This window comes from Lacicoccus alkaliphilus DSM 16010 (genome assembly GCF_900142805.1).
Taxonomy (GTDB): domain Bacteria; phylum Bacillota; class Bacilli; order Staphylococcales; family Salinicoccaceae; genus Lacicoccus; species Lacicoccus alkaliphilus.
Genome location: NZ_FRCF01000015.1, coordinates 13031 through 28735, shown reverse-complemented (window position 1 = coordinate 28735; position 15705 = coordinate 13031). Strand labels below are relative to the sequence as shown.

At 47.7% G+C, this 15705-nt stretch carries 17 protein-coding genes; 1 reads left to right on the top strand and 16 read right to left on the bottom strand.

Translation table 11 applies throughout. The annotated features are described in order from the left end of the window. Nucleotides 1-10: 10 nt before the first annotated feature. The 15 genes from hpt to ispE form a co-directional block, all read right to left on the bottom strand. Nucleotides 11-544 (bottom strand): hypoxanthine phosphoribosyltransferase, encoded by a 534-nt coding sequence (gene hpt / locus BUA12_RS11990; RefSeq protein WP_072710869.1) that lies wholly within the window; start codon nucleotides 542-544, stop codon nucleotides 11-13. Further along, nucleotides 534-1817: a tRNA lysidine(34) synthetase TilS gene (tilS, locus tag BUA12_RS11985; RefSeq protein WP_084670197.1), complete on the bottom strand. Its 1284-nt coding sequence runs from the start codon at nucleotides 1815-1817 to the stop codon at nucleotides 534-536. The genes hpt and tilS overlap by 11 nt, the downstream gene beginning before the upstream one ends. 63 nt (nucleotides 1818-1880) lie before the next feature. Further along, nucleotides 1881-2261, bottom strand: coding sequence for a S1 domain-containing RNA-binding protein (locus BUA12_RS11980; RefSeq protein WP_072710855.1), 381 nt, complete (start codon nucleotides 2259-2261; stop codon nucleotides 1881-1883). Between the two features lie 82 nt (nucleotides 2262-2343). Then, nucleotides 2344-2745 (bottom strand): FtsB family cell division protein, encoded by a 402-nt coding sequence (locus tag BUA12_RS11975; protein WP_245772817.1) that lies wholly within the window; start codon nucleotides 2743-2745, stop codon nucleotides 2344-2346. A gap of 64 nt (nucleotides 2746-2809) precedes the next feature. Further along, on the bottom strand, nucleotides 2810-3103 hold the full coding sequence (locus tag BUA12_RS11970; protein WP_072710854.1) for an RNA-binding S4 domain-containing protein: 294 nt from the start codon (nucleotides 3101-3103) through the stop codon (nucleotides 2810-2812). Then, nucleotides 3090-4271, bottom strand: a complete 1182-nt coding sequence (locus tag BUA12_RS11965) for a MazG nucleotide pyrophosphohydrolase domain-containing protein (RefSeq protein ID WP_084670195.1) — start codon at nucleotides 4269-4271, stop codon at nucleotides 3090-3092. The genes BUA12_RS11970 and BUA12_RS11965 overlap by 14 nt, the downstream gene beginning before the upstream one ends. Then, nucleotides 4271-7741, bottom strand: coding sequence for a transcription-repair coupling factor (gene mfd / locus BUA12_RS11960; protein ID WP_072710852.1), 3471 nt, complete (start codon nucleotides 7739-7741; stop codon nucleotides 4271-4273). Before mfd ends, BUA12_RS11965 begins: the two co-directional genes overlap by 1 nt. Next, entirely contained in the window at nucleotides 7734-8306 is a 573-nt protein-coding gene (pth, locus tag BUA12_RS11955) for an aminoacyl-tRNA hydrolase (protein WP_072710851.1), read from the bottom strand. Before pth ends, mfd begins: the two co-directional genes overlap by 8 nt. 61 nt (nucleotides 8307-8367) lie before the next feature. Further along, nucleotides 8368-9012: a 50S ribosomal protein L25/general stress protein Ctc gene (locus BUA12_RS11950; RefSeq protein ID WP_072710850.1), complete on the bottom strand. Its 645-nt coding sequence runs from the start codon at nucleotides 9010-9012 to the stop codon at nucleotides 8368-8370. A gap of 103 nt (nucleotides 9013-9115) precedes the next feature. Continuing rightward, nucleotides 9116-10084 (bottom strand): ribose-phosphate diphosphokinase, encoded by a 969-nt coding sequence (locus BUA12_RS11945; RefSeq protein WP_072710849.1) that lies wholly within the window; start codon nucleotides 10082-10084, stop codon nucleotides 9116-9118. 12 nt (nucleotides 10085-10096) lie between these two features. Beyond that, entirely contained in the window at nucleotides 10097-11458 is a 1362-nt protein-coding gene (gene glmU / locus BUA12_RS11940; RefSeq protein ID WP_072710848.1) for a bifunctional UDP-N-acetylglucosamine diphosphorylase/glucosamine-1-phosphate N-acetyltransferase GlmU, read from the bottom strand. Nucleotides 11459-11621: 163 nt separating this feature from the next. Beyond that, entirely contained in the window at nucleotides 11622-11984 is a 363-nt protein-coding gene (gene spoVG, locus BUA12_RS11935) for a septation regulator SpoVG (protein WP_072710847.1), read from the bottom strand. Nucleotides 11985-12074: 90 nt separating this feature from the next. After that, complete coding sequence (locus BUA12_RS11930; RefSeq protein WP_072710846.1) at nucleotides 12075-12449, bottom strand: RidA family protein; 375 nt, start codon at nucleotides 12447-12449, stop codon at nucleotides 12075-12077. A 14-nt stretch (nucleotides 12450-12463) separates the two neighbouring features. After that, entirely contained in the window at nucleotides 12464-13297 is an 834-nt protein-coding gene (gene purR / locus BUA12_RS11925) for a pur operon repressor (RefSeq protein WP_072710845.1), read from the bottom strand. Between the two features lie 62 nt (nucleotides 13298-13359). Continuing rightward, on the bottom strand, nucleotides 13360-14205 hold the full coding sequence (gene ispE / locus BUA12_RS11920) for a 4-(cytidine 5'-diphospho)-2-C-methyl-D-erythritol kinase (protein ID WP_072710844.1): 846 nt from the start codon (nucleotides 14203-14205) through the stop codon (nucleotides 13360-13362). 306 nt (nucleotides 14206-14511) lie between these two features. Here ispE and BUA12_RS11915 point away from each other — a divergent pair, with 306 nt between their 5' ends. Beyond that, a complete protein-coding gene (locus BUA12_RS11915; RefSeq protein ID WP_072710843.1) occupies nucleotides 14512-15075 on the top strand; it encodes an NADPH-dependent FMN reductase in 564 nt (187 codons plus the stop codon). 59 nt (nucleotides 15076-15134) lie between these two features. On the opposite strand, the gene BUA12_RS11910 is transcribed toward BUA12_RS11915, so the two are convergent. Next, a complete protein-coding gene (locus BUA12_RS11910) occupies nucleotides 15135-15701 on the bottom strand; it encodes an NADPH-dependent FMN reductase (RefSeq protein WP_072710842.1) in 567 nt (188 codons plus the stop codon). Between the last annotated feature and the right edge of the window lie 4 nt (nucleotides 15702-15705).

Genomic DNA, 15705 nt, shown 5'->3' with positions numbered 1-15705 from the left:
CTTATATGTTCTATGAATAAAACTCCGGTTTAAGCAGCCCGATATAAGGCAGATTCCGGTATTTCTCATCAAAATCCAGGCCGTATCCCACGACGAAACCATCAGGAATTTCCGTTCCTATGTACTTGACGTCGACGTGCAGTTTCCTGTTCACCGGCTTATCCAGCAATGTGACGATCTCAATCGATGCAGCATTACGATATTTGATCAGATCGATGATTGAATTCAGCGTCGTTCCGGTCTCGATGATATCCTCGACGATCAGTACATGCCTGCCGTCGACCGATCCGGAGAGGTCTTTCAGGATCTGGACCTCCCCCGTCGATTTTGTACCCACGTAACTTGATACATCCATGAAGTCTATTTCCAGATGTGTATCTATCTTCTTGATCAGGTCCCCCATGAATAAAACGGAGCCTTTCAGGAGACCGACCATGATCGGTGTTTTTCCTTCGTAATCTTTTGTGAGCGTCTCGCCCAGGCGTGTCACAATCTGTTCAATATCTTCCTCCGATAAAACCACTTCACTGATATCATTCTTCAAACTCATGAGTTTTCTCCTTTGAAATAATTAAGCCATTATAATTTTCTCGTGTTTCAATTATATTATATATCGTGCCCAGTGCAATGATTTCATTGTCTTCATCAACGATCACAGGGATTTGCTCCCGGTCCTCCCGCGGGACCTTGTTATCGATGAAGATCCTCGACAGCTTCTTCCTGCCGGTATGCTTAAGCCTCATCACATCACCTTCCGCCCTCGAGCGTACGGTGAGGGGCAACATCTCTACCGGCAGGTCGACTTCGATCCGGTGATCGTTGAAGCGGTATGATCCGTTTTGGCTGATTAAAAACCCTTCATCCATTGATTTTACATGTTTTTCATCAACATTATCCACAAACAGCTCATCATACCTCACTTTGATGACTTTATCTCCAATATATAAATCACTTTGAGGTGTGTCACTGTGAATGACACCGAGCAGCTCTTCGATGAATTTCCTCCCCGGCTGGACACCGTGGAGATCGAGCCACTGCTGCACGATGAATACTTGAATGACGTGAGGCTCGTCATTCAATGCACCCCTTCCAAGCACCATACCTTCGGACCGGTTTATGAACTCGCCGGCCCTCGTGCGCGCCAGGGCCTTCAGCTCATCCATATCTTCTGCGACCCGATCAAGACTCCCTTCATGGAGGTGCGGACTGTTTCTGATCACCGGCATGAGATGGTGCCGTATATAGTTTCGGGTATAGTCATCCCCTGCATTCGTCTCGTCCTCGAAGTAATGCACGTGTTGCTTTTCCTGATAATCATCTATCATTGCACGGGATAAACCGGCAAGCGGCCTGGCCACCGGCAGGCCCTCGACCATGCCGGCCCTTTTTATACCGAGCGCAGCATTGAGGTGCCTGCCCGTCAGCAGCTGATGAAGAATCGTTTCATGGTGATCATCCCTGTGATGGGCCGTCAGAAGGACGGCTGCACCATGCGCCAGGCACTCCGTCTTGAAAAAATGGTAGCGCAGGGCCCTTGCTTTTGCCTGGGAAAAATCCGCAGCCATGGAAAGATGCTTCACTTCCACCGTATGGCCGTGCCGGGCACCGAGATCTTTTATGTATTTTTCTTCATCTGCAGCCTCAGGCCTGAGGCCGTGATTGACATGCAGCAAAATCAGCTTATCGAACGTATGTGAATAACCGGTCCGCAGCATATGATATAACACCATGGAATCGATCCCGCCCGACACTGCCAGCGCAATCATGTCGGATGGTGCCCATGTCACATGCATCAATTTTTCATTCTTCCCTGCCATTTCAGCCCCCAAATTTTTTACATAAAATAAAATAAGACGATTACTAGTAATCGTCTTGATTTTTTATTTGCGCCCTCCCCCGCCGCGACGGGATTCTGTCTGTCTTTTGATCGTGGAAAGCCGGTCTTCACTGTCTTTAAGGAAAGATGAAAGTTTCTCCTCAAAATCTTTTGGTGACGCTTCTTTGCGAGGTCTTGGTTTAGGTTTGTTCTCTTTTGCCTTTTTTATGGAAAGGCTGATTTTACCGTCATCACCGATGGACAGTACTTTGACCTCCACCTCCTGGCCGACACTCAAATGATCATTGATATCTTCTACATACTGATCGGCCACTTCACTGATGTGCACCAATCCGTTCTTCCTGTCCGGCAATTCGACGAACGCACCGAAATGTTTGATACCTGTAACTTTCCCTGTGATTTTACTGCCCACTTCTAATGACATGTTTAATTAATATCCTCCCAATTACTGTTATCTCTATACATGATACTATAAAATTGAAAAATAATCATTACATATGTAATGATTATTCTCCCGTTCCATTTTCACTTGCAACACTTTCGTCATCTTCGTCACTCGAGAGATTGAAAATGATCTCCCCCTCTTCGGACAAGAAGAACTCACTGCGCGCTATGCGCATGATGTAGTCATCATCGTTCAACTGCTTGATTTTCTGTTCCAGGTCCCGGACTTCGGTGATTTTATTTTCAAGGATCTCTTCGTTTGAGACCACTTCGTCTTTTAAAAGTGAATTTTGATGGTGTTGATGCAGGGCCATGACCAGCAGGATACCCGCAACCATCAGCATGAGACTGCTGAAAAGCAGCGTTCTTCTTCTGCTGACGCGCTGCTCACCCGTCAGCACCTTTTTCTCCGTTTCTTTTTTCCTGGTGTAGCTGTTGAGTAATTTTATAACTTTTCTGTTCACAGCACCACGTCCATTCCTCATCATCAGCTCTCACTTTTAAAATACACTATTTTCAGAATGATTTCTACAGAAATTCGTTGATTCCCTCTTCTTTTTCCTCTTTTTCGGTCCTTTCTTCGCTGATGACCCTGTACATCCTTCCCGCTTCTTCTTTTCTGGCGTGCGACTCCAGCATGAGCACTTCAACCGTCATGATTTTATTGCCGAATCTGATCTTGGCGACATCGCCAACATTCAGCACCGTTCCTGCTTTGGCTGTATATCCGTTGATTTTCACACGGCCTTCGTCGCTCACTTCTTTTGCGAGTGTCCGCCTTTTGATCAGACGTGACACTTTTAAAAATTTATCGAGTCTCATCCATATCCTCCTTTTCCTCCACTTGATCGGACAGTGTCTTCTGATTGTGGATCGTCTCCTTCATCCAACTCAGAACCTTCTCCCCGTATTCTTTTTCATATTTGACCTTTTCTTTTTTGCCCTCGGCCTTTTTGGCATTCTGCCAGACGTCATTCAAATCATCCATGTTTTCAACGACCGCATCCGAGAAGACGTGAGGATGGCGTCTGATGACTTTCTGCGTCATGCCTCCAAGGACATCCATGAAATCGAAATGGCCCCTCTTGTTCCCGATGGCGGAATGCAGTGCCACCTGAAGCAGTATATCACCCAGCTCTTCGACGATGGCATCATCATCTTCACGCTCGACCGCTTCAATCACTTCGTATGCCTCTTCGATCAGATATTTCTCAAGCGACTCATGCGTCTGGACTTTATCCCACGGGCATCCGTCCTCACCGACAAGTGTATCAAAAATCCCCATCATATGATGGATCGATTTTACCTCCTGCGTTTCAAGCGTCATTTGCGGTATGAAAAGCGCCATCAGATTGCTCGAGACTTCCAGGTGGTCGATTTCATGCAGCGGCGTTTCATAAACCATCTCGTCACTGCTCCCTGCCGCCACGATGATTTTGACCTCCGCCTCCGCCGGATAATGATCGAGCAGGGTCAGTTTGACATCACTCAGGCTGAAACGGTCATACACCTGGGTGATGATCGTATGTTTCCTGTGGGATAGATCCCGAAGCTCCAAATCCGTTGCATCGAGCAGCTGGAATCCGTCATTGACCGGCACACCGGCTGCTGTGATGACGGCATCCACGAAACTCTGCCCGCCTGTGATATTGACTCGGAACCCTTCTTCTTCTGCACGTGCCATCAAAAGTGCCGTCGTCGTTTCGTAAAATAAAGGATGCCCCGGAACGACATAGTCCACATCCGACGTCTCTGCAGCCTGCGCCAGACGATTGCATATTTCGGCGTAAGTGTCTTCAAAAGTGTCATTGCTTTCATACACTTCATCAAAGGCATGCCATTCAAGCCCTTCCGCTTTCATCGTATCCGTGACCGGATGGTCTTCGGTCCGTAAATAAAGATTCCGGGAAGCTTTTATCTCTTTCCAGATGCCGAGCGGCATGCTGTCGATGTCCGAACTCCCGAGTCCGATAATGTTAATTGTATGCATCATGCAACCTCCATCCGACTGTCTTGTATATCTTCCATGACGCTGACGAGTTTCCTGATGTCTTTGGTGGCGACGGTGATTTTGAGTTCCCCGTCCTGAACCTCCACCTGGAGCATGCGTCCGTAATCCCTTGTATCCATGAACAGTTTTTCGCCGTCCACCTGCGCCGTCGCCGCTTTGGAGACATGAAGGTGGATTTTACCGCCTGCTTCCTTGACCTGATAAATGCCGTACATCAGGGCATAGACTTTCACCCGTACAAGCTGGAGCAGGTTTTCGACCTCCCCGGGATATGACCCGAACCTGTCGATCAGTTCATCTTCTATATCCATCACCGCATCAATGGAATTCGCAGCTCTCAAGCGCTTGTATATATCGATCTTGGACTGCTCGTGGGTGATGTAAGTACCGGGTATATAAGCATCCAGGGTGATGTCGATCGGTATGTTGAGCGGCTTCTCTTCCTCTTCGATGCCGCGTTTTTCCCTGACTGCGGATTCGAGCATTTCGGAATACAGCTCATAACCGACGGAGTCGATGAAGCCGGACTGGTGTTTGCCAAGCAGATTTCCGGCGCCGCGTATATTCAAATCACGCATTGCAATTTTGAACCCGCTGCCGAGCTCTGTGTACTCCTTGATCGCTTCAAGACGCTTTTCGGCGACTTCCGTGAGCACTTTATTCGGCTGATGGAACAGATAGGCATAGCTGATGCGGTTGCTCCGGCCGACCCGGCCACGCAGCTGATAGAGCTGGCTGAGCCCGAAACGGTCTGCATCCTCGATGATCAGTGTGTTCGCATTCGGCACGTCCACACCCGTCTCTATGATCGTCGTCGTCACGATGACATCAAACTCATTATTGACGAATGCAAGCATCGTCTCCTCAATCTCTTTTTCGGTCATTTTGGCATGCATGACGCCGACATTCGCATCCGGCACCAAAGATTCGATATGGGCTTTCTTCTGATAAATTGTATCTACCCGATTATAGAGATAAAACACCTGCCCGTCCCGGGCGAGCTCCCTTTCAATCGCTTCCCGGACGAAATTGCCGTTATACTCCAGCACATAAGTCTGTACGGGGAAGCGGTTCTCAGGCGGTGTCTCTATCACCGACAAGTCCCTCACCCCGGATAAGCTCATGTGGAGCGTCCTCGGTATCGGTGTTGCCGTAAGCGTCAGCACGTCCACGTTTGTCTTAAGCTGCTTGATGCGCTCCTTATGCCGGACGCCGAAGCGCTGCTCCTCATCGACGATGAGCAGGCCGAGATCTTTGAACTCGACATCCTTGCTCAAGATTTTGTGTGTACCGACGACTATGTCCACCGTGCCCTCCTTCAGGCCCTCGCGTGTCTTCTTATTCTGCGCGGCGGTCCTGAAACGGCTCATCATCGCGACATTCACCGGGTAATCCTCGATCCTTTCGATCAGACTTTCGAAGTGCTGAGCTGCCAGTATCGTGGTCGGCACGAGGAATGCCACCTGCTTGTTATCCTGGACAGCTTTGAAGGCCGCACGGATGGCCACTTCGGTTTTACCGTAACCCACATCGCCGCACAGGAGGCGGTCCATCGGCTTGATTGCTTCCATATCGTTTTTGATTTCATTCACCGAGGCCACCTGGTCCGGGGTCGGCTCATAAGGGAACCGGTCTTCGAACGCCTGCTGCATATCATTGTCCGTAGAGTACTTGAAGCCCTGTGCCTGAGCGCGCTCCTGGTAAAGCTTCATGAGCTCATCCGCGATTTCATTGACACTCGCTTCGACTTTGGCCTTCGTCTTCTTCCATTCCGTACCGCCGAGCTTGTGCATCTTCGGCGCATTGTCCTCATTCGATACATATTTCTGGACGAGATCCATCTGATCAACCGGTATATAGAGCTGATCCGTCCCTTTGTACTGCAGCTTCATATAGTCGTTGTGGATGCCGCCGACTTCCATCGTCTCTATGCCAAGGTAACGCCCGACGCCGTGGTGCACATGAACGACGTAATCACCGGCGTTCAGGTCCTGGTAGGATTTTATCTTTTCGGCATTGGAGAGTTTCTGACGCCTTTTCTTCTTCTTGATCGTCTTATTGTAAAGTTCTTTTGAGGTCAGCACAGCCACATGCATGAACGGCAGGATGAAGCCTTTCGGCATCTCGCCCGTCGTGAGCACGATGCCGCTGTCTACGGGGATTTCATGTATATAACTGGTGATTTTAAGGTCGTCCAGCATCTGCTTGGTCTTCTGAAGCTCCTCCTCATTCCTTAAGATGATATTGATGAGGTAGTCATCCTGCAGCATCCTGTTCAGGTTTGAAGCAAGGATATCATACTGCCCGTAGTAGATTTCAGTCGGACGCACCGATATTTTGACGATCTTCCCGATTTCCACAGGCATGCTTTTAGTGAAAAGCGTGAAATATGTGCTGCCTTTCAACGACAGGAGGCGGTCAAGCTGCCTTTCAAGATAGCTGCCTCCGCCTTTGAGGATTTTCCCCGCCTCCACCATCGAACTGTAAAATTCGCTGACGGCAGATAACTCTGTTTCATATGCCGAAGTGATGTTCGTCACTTCATCGACCATCACATGATGATCATCCTCTATATAGTCGATGATTGAATTTCCCGATTCATGGAGCAGATGTGCGTACCGGGTCAGATGCTCGAAAGCGAGGTCCGGGTGCGTCACTTCTTCGAAGTGCGCGTTTAATGCTTCTTTCCCCGCTTCATCCAGATGGTCCGCATCTTGTTCATACGCTTCCCTGATCTTTTCCAGCAGCCGTTCCCTGTCACCTGCATCCAGCACATATTCAGCATACGGCTCCAGAGTGAATGCGTCTGTATTTTTTATCGAACGCTGGGTTTCCGGGTCTATGATGCGCAGGGAATCGATTTCATCGCCGAAGAGCTCCATCCGGTAAAGCGCTTCCGGGGTGTAGATATCGATGATGTCCCCGCGGACTGCAAACTCCCCGGCGTTTTGGGCCTTGGACAGCCGTTTGTAACCGATGCTGACCAGATATTCGATCAAATCATCATAATCCACCATATCCGCATTTTTAAAGGTTCGCTGGTAAGTCAGGAGCTTCTCTTTAGGCATGAGGGGTTTCATGAGCGCATGTACAGGGACGATGAACAGCCCCGGCACATTGTGTGCCAGAGCATAGGCTGCCGTCATCCTTGACTTGATGAACTCAGGACTCTGTTTCGAATGGTTTTCAATCATGATGTCCCCGACAGGAAATGTATAGACATTATCTTCCATGAGGTCCATCAGGACCGCTGCGAGTTTTTCCATCTGGTGGTTATTCTGTACAAAAACAATGTACGGCCTCTTGTTCATCTCGTAAAGCTGATAGAGGAGCGTCGCCTTGAAATCTTCATTCACACCTGTGACCAGCAGGTTCTCCTTCTTGTCATGTTTTGAAACTTCAAGAAACCTCTCGTCATTCCGTATGCGCTTGAATACTTTCTCATCCATCGACATCACCGTTGAATTTGGTCATGACTTCCTCGAAAGGTTCGCTGATGAAACTGATTGATGCCTCGCCCGTCCTTTCAACGACCTTTTCAAGCCGGGGCTGTTCTTCACTCGAGAATTTACTGAGCACATATTTCACCACCGGCATCCCTCCGGACGGACGGTCTATGCCGATGCGGATACGCTTATAATTTTCGGTCTTAAGGTGCTGGTTCAGGGATTTCATCCCGTTATGCCCGCCGCCGGTGCCTTTTTTCCTTAAGCGCAGCCTGCCCAGCGGCAGATCAAGGTCATCATAAAGGACGAGGACCTTCTCAAGATCGATATTGTAATAATCCAGCAGCGGCCTTACGCCTTCCCCGGATAAGTTCATGAATGTCTGGGGTTTCACGAGCATCACCTTGTGACCTTCATGAACGCCTATGCCATAGTTGCATTTGAATTTATGGTTGGATAGTTCAATATTCAATCCGGAAGCAATTTCATCTATTGCCATGAAGCCGACATTATGACGTGTCAGTTCATATTTCTTACCTGGATTTCCAAGCCCAATGATACATCTCATTTCCTCACCTCATACAACATTAAAAAAGGCGATGGTCGCCCACCGCCTGTTCTTTGATATATTACTCCTGTGAAGATTCTTCTTCAGTGTCTTCTGCGGATTCCTCTGTGGATTCCTCTGCAGATTCTTCTGACTCTTCGTCTTCATCCAGCTCTTCCTCTTTTTGCGGAGGTACGACTGTTACGAGCGCTTCATCATCTTCGTTTTCGATAGTGAAGTTACCCGTCGTCTTAACATCGGATACATACAGCGTATCACCGATTTCAAGTTCGCTGACATCCACTTCCAATGTCTCCGGAATGTTATCCGGTGTCGCAGTAACCTGTACTTCGAAGATCGGCTGCTCTACGATACCACCTTCTTCAACACCTTTTGCTTCGCCGGTGATGTCGATTGTAACATCAACAGTCACTTCCGTTTTCATGTTGATCGCCACAAAATCAATGTGATTGATCTGGTTTTTAAGTGAATCGAACTGATAGTCATAAACCATCACTTTCGTCGCTTCACCATTCAGGTCCAAATCGATCACACCGTTACGGCCCACTTCACGGATGACCTTGATGAATTCGACTTCATCAACTGAAACTGATGTGTTTTCAACTTGATATCCGTATACGACTGCCGGTACCTGACCGTTATTGCGCAGTTGTTTTACAGATGAACGAGTTCCTGCTTCTCTATTTGCCGAGGCTAATTTTGCCATGGTAATAATTCCACCTTTCATATAACAGACAATGTATTATGTCCAATTTAACACATAGCACAAACAATAATAACATATTACCCGCAGTTTTGTAAAAAAACTTTTAATTATCGAACAAAGTGCTGACCGATTCCTCTTTATAGACTCTCACGATGGCCTGGGCGATCAGCGCACCCACTGAGAGTTCTGTGATCCTGTCTATCTTTTTATCTTGCGCCAGCTGGATGGAGTTGGTGACCACCAATTCCTTTATGATGGAACTCTCAATTCTTTCGATGGCCGGCCCGGATAGCACAGGATGTGTACAGCAGGCATAAACCTCTTTTGCCCCCTTGTCCACCAAGGCCTGTGCCGCCTGTTTGATCGTACCGCCTGTATCGATGATGTCATCAATGATGATGGCCGTTTTTCCGTCGATATCACCCACGATGTTCATCACCTCGGAAACATTCGGTTTTGGACGCCGCTTATCAATGATCGCGATCGGTGTCTTCAGGCGGTCCGCCATTTTACGGGCACGTGTCACGCCCCCGTGATCCGGTGATACTACAACCACATCTTCAAAGTTCAGATCTTGTTTTTCCGAGAAATAATCACTCAATAAAGGCACACCCATCAGATGATCGATCGGAATATCAAAGAAACCCTGGATTTGCGGTGCATGCAGATCCAGCGAAATGACCCTGTCCGCCCCGGCGGTTTCCAGCAGGTTTGCAACGAGCTTCGCCGTAATCGGTTCACGGGAGCGGCTTTTACGGTCCTGTCTCGCATAACCATAATACGGGATGACCAGGTTGATTGTTTTGGCTGATGCACGCTTCAATGCATCCACCATGATCAGCAGTTCCATCAGATGTTCATTGACTGGCTGGGAAGTCGACTGGATGACGAATGTATCACACCCCCGGACGCTTTCTTCAATGCTGATTGAAACTTCCTCATCGGAAAAGTGGTTGACTTCGCAGGCACCGAGCGGTATTCCGATATGTCGCGAAATCTCCTCTGCAAGCGGTTCGTTGCTGGTTAGTGAAAAGAGCCTTAATTTAGAGTTTGTTACATTAGCTGATGACATGATTTGCCTCCATTATTTTGAGTTTTTATAATAGCCTTCTTTTGTCGTCTGCCTGTTCCTTGCGATCGCCAGACTGTCATCCGGCACCTCTTCGGTCACAGTTGATCCTGCTGCGATGAATGACCGGTCTCCGATCCTGACCGGCGCGACCAGGTTGGCATTGCAGCCTATGAATGAATCTTTGCCTATCTCGGTCCTGTATTTGTTCTTTCCATCGTAATTGACGGTGATGGTGCCGCATCCTATATTGGTGCGCTCCCCTATATAGGCATCTCCGATATAACTTAAATGGGAGACTTTCGATTCATCTTCAAGCTCCGATTTCTTCACTTCGACAAAATTACCGACCTTCACATTCTCTCCAAGCTTTGCACCCGGCCGGAGCTGGGCGTACGGACCGACAGTCGTCCCTTTGCCCACTCTTGCACCGGATAAGACGGATTGCTTGATGACGGCATCATCCTCTATATGAGAGTCCGTGATATGGGAGGCGGTTGTTATTGTAACATTTTCCCCGATGGTTGTATCGCCGCTTAAAACAGCCCCCGGGTAAATCAAGGTGTCCATGCCGATTTTCACCGTTGCATCGACATAAGTTGCTTTAGGATCCATAAAAGACACACCATTCTGCATGTGCCGGATGTTGATCTGCTCACGAAGAAGCTCCTCCGCCCTGGCCAGGGCCACCCTGTCATTGATGCCCATCGTCTCGTTGAAACCTGCTGTTTCATAAGCATCGATCAGCTTATGTTCCGAAAACATTATGCTGATGACATCGGGTAGGTAATATTCATTTTGGGCATTCTCGGCGGTCACCTTTTCCAGAGCTTTAAAAAGTGCCTGATTATCAAAGATGAAAGTGCCTGTACTGATTTCATGCAGTTCCCTGATTTCAGATGTGGCATCTTTTTCCTCAACGATCCTCTTCACCGAACCGTCATAATTCCTGACCACCCTGCCGTAGCCCGTCGGAATTTCCGCCTCGGCGGATAGGATGGTTGCGAGTGATTTCCTTTCACGGTGGAACTCCAGGAGGTTTTTGATCGTCAGCGGGGAGATCAGGGGTGTATCACCGCAGATGACCAGAGTATCCCCGTCCTGACCGGAGAGTGCACCACTCAGCTGGTTGACTGCATGCGCTGTGCCGAGCTGCTCTTTCTGGACGGTCTTTTCAACACTGCCGCCCAGATATTCACCGACTTCCTGACTGTCAGGCCCGATGATTGTATGTACTTCCTCAAACCCGGCCTCTTTTACGTTATTGATCACATGCTGGATCATTGGTAAACCACATAATTCATGTAAGACCTTCGCCTTCCTCGACTTCATGCGTGTTCCCTTGCCGGCCGCCAAGATTATCGCTCGTGTTTGCATAATCAACCTCCATTTAATCGATATATCAATTATATTTTACTCTATAATGACTTTCAAGACGAACCTTAAGAGTTTGTAAAAAAATTAACAATCAAATGCCAGGAACGCAAACCAAAAAATGAGCACAAAACCTGGATTCAGATTTCATGCTCATATTGGTATTTTAAACTTTGTCTTCTTCATCGTGTTCATCTTCAGTTACATCAGGTTCAGCTTCCGACTCTTCTTCGGCAATTCCGTCTTCATCTTCTTTCGGCGCAGCCGCCACATCTTCAGTGTCTTCATAAACTTTCATGATCTCTTCCTGAACATGCTGCCTCATATCCGAATGGATTGGATGGGCAATGTCCCTGAATTCACCGTCCGGTGTCCGCTTACTTGGCATTGCCACGAAAAGTCCGTTATTACCTTCAATCACCCTTAAATCATGGATGACGAACGCGTCATCGAATGTAATTGAAACCAGTGCTTTCATTCTTGTGTCCTGATTATTGACTTTACGCAGCCTGACATCTGTAATTTGCATTTCAGTTCCCCCAATACGTTGATATTGTTGGATCAAATGTGTTGCCGCTGCAGTCTGATTTATGATCACATCCAGTTATTGCGCATTGTGTTATTCCATCGATGCAACAACTTCAATTTCTACCTGAACATCTTTCGGTAGACGACTGACTTCCACACATGACCTTGCTGGTAATTTACCCTGAAAATAGGAACCATAAACCTCGTTGATATGGGGGAAGTCGTTCATATCCGCAATGAAAATCGTCGTCTTGACGATATTGTCGAAACTTAAACCTGCCGCTTCAAGTACATGGCCTACATTCCTCATCACCTGGCCGGTCTGCTCTTTGACGTCTTCGGAAATGATTTCCCCCTCCTTGGTCAGGGGTATCTGACCTGACGAGAAAAATAAATTGCCGGTTTTCACACCGTGACTATACGGGCCCAAAGCCTCAGGCGCCTTATCTGCGTTGATCGGTTGCATTCATAACACTCCTTTTATTTATTATTATCAATATACTCCAAACAATTGCCTTCTTCCACTACAAAGGACTGGTTGTATTCATCGATTTCCGAAACCTTCAACAGGGAGGTGTAGTCCTTGAACCTTCTGTTCTCCACTTCCTTGGCTTCCACCAGCACACTGACGCCGACAATCCGTGCATTGAATTCCTCCATCAGGTTCATCACGCCTGAAATGGACCCTCCCGCACGGAGGAAATCGTCCACGACGAGGACGCTCGACCCTTCTTTCAGTGTACGCTTGGAAAGCACCATCGTTTCTATCTTGCGGGTGGATCCGGATACATAGTTCACGGAAACGGTCGACCCTTCGGTCACTTTATTGTCTTTACGGATGATGGCGACCGGTGCATTCAGCTTTCCTGCCACTGCATTGGCAAGTGATATCCCCTTTGTGGCAATCGTCACTACAGCATCGATCTCTTCGTTTTTGTACATGGTTGCAATCAGTTCGCCTATGGAATTCATCAACGCCGGATTCCCCATGATATCGGACATGTACAGATAGCCACCCGGCAGCAGTCTGTCACTCGTCCCCAGGACTTCCTTGAACCCCTTGACAATATCCTCCGCATGTTTCCTGCTGATCTCCGGGTGGAAAGTGATGCCCCCGCCGGCACCTGCAGTCGTCCTGACGGCGCCTATGCCATCTTCCTCAAACACATGCTTGATGATCCGGATATCCTCACTGATTGAAGACTTTGCCTGATTGAACTGCTCCACAAAATACGTGAGCGGAATCAATTCATTCGGGTGGGAGGATAAATACTGCGTCATATATACAAGACGCTCACTACGTTTATATTTCATGATAACTCTCCAATTCCGTATTATTAAGTAAGATGTTATCATAATCGTTCGTCTTTAAGCAATTATCCGAGCAGTCTGACACGATAAACTTCGTTGCAGCATCCGCGCATCGAATTGTATACATGGATGGCCTGCCTTTCTTTCTGCACCAGTCCGACCACTGTCGGCCCGCTGCCGCTCATCATCGCCTTGTCTGCACCCGAAGCCTCCATATTCTGGATCAGCCTGGCGACTTCCGGATAATGCTCGACGGTCACTTCTTCCAGGTCATTCTTCATATGATGGATGACACCGTCATAATCACCTGCGAGCGCCGCTTCAACCACTTTTCCTGATGCAGGTTCATGCTTCCCCGGGTTCAGGTGTGAATATATCGTTTTCGTCGATACACCGATTGAAGGCTTCGCAAGTATCACCCAGGCATTCGTGGGTTTCGGGAGGAGCGAGACCTTCTCGCCTCTTCCGGTACAGAGAGCCGTACGGCCATATACGCAAAATGGTATATCGGACCCAAGTTGTGCGCTGAGGTCCGCAAGCTCTTCCAGCGGCCGCCCGAGACCGTAAAGTGCATTCATCCCCCTGAATGTCGCAGCCGCATCACTTGAACCCCCGGCGAGCCCTGCTGAAATGGGAATGTTCTTGTCGATGAAAATATTCACTCCTGCACTGATGCCGTAAGCTTCCATCATCAGTGCCGCAGCCTGGTAAGCCAGATTTTTCTTATCATTCGGCAAATACTGGTTTTCGGTCTCTATGATTATTTTATTGTCGTCACGCTTCTCGAAAGACAATTGATCATTCAGATCCACGGTCGTCATCACCATGCTGACTTCGTGAAAATTATCAGCGCGCTTAAAAAGCGTATCCAAAGTTAAATTGATTTTAGCCGGAGCTGTTTCATAATGCATAATACTGTCTCCATTTTGTCCTTATATTTTTGTCTATTTTAACATAGATCAAAGATCTATATGGTCGCAACATAAAATTAAAAAAGACGGTAAGCAGTACCGTCTTCCATTCTGTCAGTCATCTGTTTTCCACTAATGATCATTATATAAAAAATAAGACTAAAGGACCATAATAATATTGGAAACGTATTCATTTAGATTTCGAGACTTTTCCCCTTTCATTATTTGAAGACATATTGTATTATAATCACATAGCTAGTTACATTATGTAATTAAATAAATATATGTTATTCGGAGGAAAGATTTATGACTAAGATTGGTGTTATTGTAGGAAGCACACGCGAAGGCCGCGTCAGCACACAGGTTGCAGAATGGGTCAAGGACTTCGCTGAAAAGCGGAACACGGATGCAGAATTTGAACTTGTCGACATCAAGGAATACGGTCTGGACCGCTTCAATGAAAAACTGCCGCCGGCCATGGCGAATAAAGAGTATTCCAATGATAAAATTCAAGCATGGTCTGAAAAAATCGACTCATTGGACGGCTTCATTTTCGTCACGCCTGAATATAATAAAAACATCTCTTCTTCATTGAAGGACCATATCGACTACATCGCTTCCGAGTGGAACAACAAGTCCGCAGGAATCGTGTCATACGGCTCCACTTTGGGAATTGCTGCCTCAATGTCACTGCGCAGCACTTTAGCGAACCTGAAGCTCGCGATCGTCACGCCGCAGGGCGCTTTCAGCCTGTTCACTGACTTTGAAGAAATGAGCACTTTCAAACCTGCAGAAGTCCACAATGCAACGATGGAAGCAGTGGTCACGGATGTTGTGAATTGGGCAAAAGCGCTTAAGACAATCCGTTAATTTCATTATAACAATCAAGCCCGCATAAAGTCCTTTGACTTATGCGGGCTTTTTTCTGTTTAAAATCCAAATTGCGCATCTGCTTTGACCCTGATCTCCTCGTAGGTTCTTGCCAGGACCATGGTGTCATCAATCAGTCTGTCGAGGCGCAGATGCACATCATCCCCCTGCAGTGCCCCATCATGAAAGTTCGTATCCAGCATGAAGACATATCTCGGGACGATATTCGCCTTCAAGTAGCTGAGCACCGGCTTATAATTGTATTCGGGAATCAGGAAGTGTTTATCGGAGCCTGCCGTGATCAGCATGCTGACCGTCTTACCTTCCAACGCATTCCGGGGCAGAAGGTCGAATACATTCTTCAATGAGGCCGGCATGGACGCCTGGAAGATCGGACTGCCGATGAAAAGTACATCCGCCGCCATGACTTTGGTCAGTACTTCAGTGGCATCACCGCCGTAATCCATATAGTTCCTCCCATCACTGAAAGGGAGGGTCACATCCTGGAGGTTGATGTATTCGATACTTTCGGTGCTGTACTGGGTTTCCAGCTTCTCTTTGAGCAGCGTTGTGGCGATGCGTGTTTTATTCCCCGCATTCGAACCTGATAAAACCAAAATATTCATTGTC

Coding starts and splice junctions, on each gene's coding strand:
- BUA12_RS11980 (WP_072710855.1), bottom strand. CDS start 2,261: ATGTCATTAGAAGTGGGCAGTAAAATCACAGGGAAAGTTACAGGTATC.
- BUA12_RS11915 (WP_072710843.1), top strand. CDS start 14,512: ATGACTAAGATTGGTGTTATTGTAGGAAGCACACGCGAAGGCCGCGTC.
- BUA12_RS11950 (WP_072710850.1), bottom strand. CDS start 9,012: ATGGCAAAATTAGCCTCGGCAAATAGAGAAGCAGGAACTCGTTCATCT.
- mfd (WP_072710852.1), bottom strand. CDS start 7,741: ATGGATGAGAAAGTATTCAAGCGCATACGGAATGACGAGAGGTTTCTT.
- ispE (WP_072710844.1), bottom strand. CDS start 14,205: ATGCATTATGAAACAGCTCCGGCTAAAATCAATTTAACTTTGGATACG.
- BUA12_RS11910 (WP_072710842.1), bottom strand. CDS start 15,701: ATGAATATTTTGGTTTTATCAGGTTCGAATGCGGGGAATAAAACACGC.
- spoVG (WP_072710847.1), bottom strand. CDS start 11,984: ATGCAAATTACAGATGTCAGGCTGCGTAAAGTCAATAATCAGGACACA.
- BUA12_RS11930 (WP_072710846.1), bottom strand. CDS start 12,449: ATGCAACCGATCAACGCAGATAAGGCGCCTGAGGCTTTGGGCCCGTAT.
- BUA12_RS11945 (WP_072710849.1), bottom strand. CDS start 10,084: ATGTCATCAGCTAATGTAACAAACTCTAAATTAAGGCTCTTTTCACTA.
- BUA12_RS11970 (WP_072710854.1), bottom strand. CDS start 3,103: ATGAGACTCGATAAATTTTTAAAAGTGTCACGTCTGATCAAAAGGCGG.
- purR (WP_072710845.1), bottom strand. CDS start 13,297: ATGAAATATAAACGTAGTGAGCGTCTTGTATATATGACGCAGTATTTA.
- BUA12_RS11965 (WP_084670195.1), bottom strand. CDS start 4,271: ATGCATACAATTAACATTATCGGACTCGGGAGTTCGGACATCGACAGC.
- glmU (WP_072710848.1), bottom strand. CDS start 11,458: ATGCAAACACGAGCGATAATCTTGGCGGCCGGCAAGGGAACACGCATG.
- pth (WP_072710851.1), bottom strand. CDS start 8,306: ATGAGATGTATCATTGGGCTTGGAAATCCAGGTAAGAAATATGAACTG.
- tilS (WP_084670197.1), bottom strand. CDS start 1,817: ATGGCAGGGAAGAATGAAAAATTGATGCATGTGACATGGGCACCATCC.